General features: G+C 65.0%; 4 protein-coding genes. 1 reads left to right on the top strand and 3 read right to left on the bottom strand.

Going from position 1 to position 3,556, the window contains the following annotated elements; genetic code table 11:
• Positions 1–1,140, top strand: a 1,140-nt coding sequence (locus ACOJSN_RS15335) for a glycosyltransferase (protein ID WP_420113362.1), incomplete at its 5' end; no start/stop codon positions are given.
• 43 nt (positions 1,141–1,183) lie between these two features.
• Here the strand turns inward: ACOJSN_RS15335 and ACOJSN_RS15330 are convergent.
• The 3 genes from ACOJSN_RS15330 to ACOJSN_RS15320 all read right to left on the bottom strand — a co-directional run.
• On the bottom strand, positions 1,184–2,263 hold the full coding sequence (locus ACOJSN_RS15330) for a glycosyltransferase (RefSeq protein WP_420113361.1): 1,080 nt from the start codon (positions 2,261–2,263) through the stop codon (positions 1,184–1,186).
• A gap of 12 nt (positions 2,264–2,275) precedes the next feature.
• A complete protein-coding gene (locus tag ACOJSN_RS15325; protein WP_420113360.1) occupies positions 2,276–3,133 on the bottom strand; it encodes an ABC transporter ATP-binding protein in 858 nt (285 codons plus the stop codon).
• Positions 3,120–3,556: ABC transporter permease (locus ACOJSN_RS15320; protein WP_420113359.1), on the bottom strand; the 437-nt coding region annotated here is incomplete at its 5' end. The genes ACOJSN_RS15320 and ACOJSN_RS15325, both read right to left, overlap by 14 nt.

Here is a 3,556-nt window from a genome sequence, read left to right as displayed (position 1 = left end):
TACGAGACCTTCAAGGCCCCGGTGGCGTGGGTTCCCCAGAGTCCCCGTATCCGCGGCATCCTCAAGCAGGAGGATCCAGGGATCGACATGGTGAGCTGGGACAACCCCGGGCTCATTGACGTGCGGGAGTGGCAGCGGTCGAACTCCGGCTGGGTGAATGGCGAGAACCAGATCGTCGTCGGACGGTACTCGCGCGACGACGAGATCAAGTACCCGGCTAGCTACAAGGACCTGACCACTGCCTACGGCTTTGGCCCCAATTACCGTGTGCGGTTCATGGGGGGGATCTCGCAGGTCAGAAGACTGCTACGAGCGGAAGGGCTCGATGGCGACGCGCTTCCTGCGAACTGGAGCCTCCTGGCGCACAAGGCAATGGACGTTCACGAGTTCCTCGATGGCATCGACTTCTTCGTCTACTACGACAACCCAGGCCGCCATGAGGCATTCGGGCGAGTCTTGCTGGAGGCAGCGGCGAGCGGCGTCGTGACCATCGCGGATCCTCGCCACCGCGACACGTTCGGAGACGCCATCGACTATGCGCCGGCACACGAGGTGCAGGAGCTCGTCGCTTCCTATGTCGCAGATCCGAAACGTTACTCAAGGCGCTCGACCGAGGCTCGCCGCATCGTGGCAGAACGATTCGGATACGAGAGCTTCATTGCGAAGATCCGACCTTTGCTGAAGTCGGCTCACGCCACCGACCCCGTGGCTGCGGTTCCCTCGGAGGCTGGCACCTTCACCTTCTCCATTAGTGATCGTGGCCCGCTCTCCGCCTTTGGCATCGACGTCAGCCCATCCGTGCGTGCGTCTCAGATCCCCGTGCGGACTCTGGCCGATGCATCCCTGATGGACGAGCTCGTCCTGGTGACGGGTGAACAGACGCAGGAGCTGAACATCTGGGCGCAGAGCCTGCTCTCCGGATTCGAACGCCTCGTCCTGGATCCACAGCGGTTCGCCTCGGCACCTCAAGAAGTCGTGAGCATCGCCTATCGCCTCGGCAGGTCAGTACGTGTCCTCACCCGACCGGAGCACACACTCCTTGCCTCTGCCGGTCTCGAACCCGCAAACGACGGCGGAGTTACAGCATGGTCGTCCTGGAACTTGACGCATCCGAACGCGTCGCTCACAGTGCAGACCTGAGCTAGGCCCTGCGAGTCACGACGACGTCCTCCTCCGCGTCATGTCAACGCGAGCGGTCAGCTGCCTCCTGCAGGTACGAGACAAAGGCCTCGGCGTCGCGAAGCCAATTCAAGAGACGGCTCGCGTAGCCATAGCCATTGGCGCCCAGCCGCTCGCGCTCGTGACGATCCCGCGCCAGCGAAGCCACAGCTCGCGCTACCGCGTTCGGGTCGGCGAACGGAACCACGATGCCGCAGTCGGCTCTCTCGACCAGTTCCCGCGACGCCGCGTTCGGTGTGGTGATGACTGGGACGCCGTGTGCCATGTACTCCATGAGCTTCGTTGGCTCCGAATGTCTGTAGTTCGGCTGGTCGTGCAACAGCGACAGCCCTGCCAGCGCACCGTCGAGCATCTGCACCGCGACGTCGTTGGGCACGAAGCCCTCCCAGTCGAGGACACCCTCATTGACGGCCGCCTCCAGCAACGCGGCCGAGTCAGGATCCGCGGAACCGATGATCTGAACGCGCGTTCCACGCAGCAGGCGGGCTACCTCGATCATCTCCTGGCAGCCGCGTGCGCGGGTGACCTTCCCGAGGTAGACGATCCTCCTGTCGTCCGGTGCTGCCGGGGCGTGCTCAGGAACGAGCACCGAGTTCGGGACCACGGCATGGTCACAGCGGAAGCGCGCTTGGTAAGCACGCTCGGCGAGCAGCAGCACAAGGTGTCGTTCCGCCCAGCCCTCGGCCAGTCGAACCAACCCGGCGAACACCCCACGAAGGGGTCCGGGAACCCAGGCACGCATGCCGAGGGCGGCAGCGGTGTCCTCGTGGACGTCCCACACCACGGCCGGACCACTACGCTGTCCCACCACGGCAAGAAGCAGATCGGGGTCGTGAAGCAGCACCACGTCGACGACCTCACGCAGCCGACGGATCTCACGCCGAGCCGCACGCACGGCGCCGAGCCGCCGCCGGCCGGCTGCGCGTGGGAGATCCACCGGACGCACACCCGGAGGCGCCTGGCGGTCGAACGCCGTGAAAGGTGCGGCGTAGATGACGTCGTGGCCGGCTGCTTGCAGTGCCGGGATCTGCCGATGCCTGATCCGCGCGTCGTCAGGATCGTGCACCACCGTCACGACGAGCACCCGCACGGTCCGTCAGCCCTTCTTCTTGCTCGCCTTGCGGTACTCGGCAGCGATCTCGCTCGCCGGGCCGTCTGCGATGAGCTTGCCCTTGTCGATCCAGATCGCGCGCTCGCACATCCTCTCGATCGAGTTCATCGAGTGGCTGACGAGGAAGACCGTTCCGGCGTGATCCTTGATCTCATCGATCTTCTTCTTACTGCGATCACGGAACTCAGCGTCTCCGGTCGCGAGAGCCTCGTCGATCATCAGCACGTCCGGCACCGCAGCAGTGGAGATGGCGAACCGTAGGCGCGCGGCCATGCCAGAGCTGTACGCCTTCATCGGCAGGTCGATGAAGTCCCCGATGCCAGCGAACTCGACCACGTCATCGAAACGCTCACGCACCTGTGCCGGGGTCAGTCCCAATGCCAACCCGCCGATCATGACGTTGCGCTCCCCCGTGAGCGAGCTCATCAGTGCGGCGTTCACGCCGAGCAGCGAGCTGGTGCCCGACACGTAGACGGCTCCCGAGCTGGTGGGCATCAAGCCCGCCACGGCACGCAGTAGCGTGCTCTTGCCCGCACCGTTCCGGCCGATGATGCCGATCGACTCACCGTGGTGCGCCACGAACGACACGCCTTGCACCGCATGGACCTCTGTGACCGCGCCGACGTGCTTGCGACTGCGGTTGACCATGGCGCGGACCCGGCCCATCTCGGGTGCCACCGAGCGCTTGCGGCCACCGAAGACGCGATAGCGAACGTGCACGTCATCGACGATCACCGCGGGGATGTCCGAGACCGGCCGCCGCTGCGTTGCAGGCGGCTGGTCCTGATCGTCGTCGTCCTCAAAATCGATCTCGTCGAATGCGGCGTCGTCAGTCGCGGCCATACTTCTCCTCCGCACTCCAGAAGACGACGAACCCGACGGCGAAGAACACGATCGCCCAAGCTGCGCCGGCGATCCACACGGACGGGATGACGTCGACCTCGTGGAGCATCGTCGAACGGACCAGCGTCAGGTACACCGCGACCGGCTGGTACTCCAGAAGCATCCCCCAGCTGAAGGCGCCGACGTAGTGCTGGATCGAGAAGAACACGCCGGATACGTAGCGGAGCAGACGGATCGCGACCGGGATCAGGTTGCGCAGGTCGCGAGCACCCACCACGATGCGGGCCGCCAGCATGGAGCATCCCGCAGAGAAGAGCAGGATCATCACCAGCGCGACCGGAAGCAGGAGCCACGCCCAGGTGATCGGCTCACCACTGAGCAGGACGATGACGATCATGACGCCGATCGCCGGCAGCAGCGTCA

Origin of the sequence: Pseudactinotalea sp., from assembly GCF_048594945.1 — a bacterium.
In the GTDB taxonomy this organism is placed as follows: Bacteria; Actinomycetota; Actinomycetes; order Actinomycetales; family Beutenbergiaceae; genus Pseudactinotalea.
This window is presented reverse-complemented; position numbering and strand designations above follow the sequence as displayed.

Bases quoted from the DNA above. Each gene is read 5' to 3' on its own strand.
- ACOJSN_RS15325 (WP_420113360.1), bottom strand. From the start codon at position 3,133: ATGGCCGCGACTGACGACGCCGCATTCGACGAGATCGATTTTGAGGAC.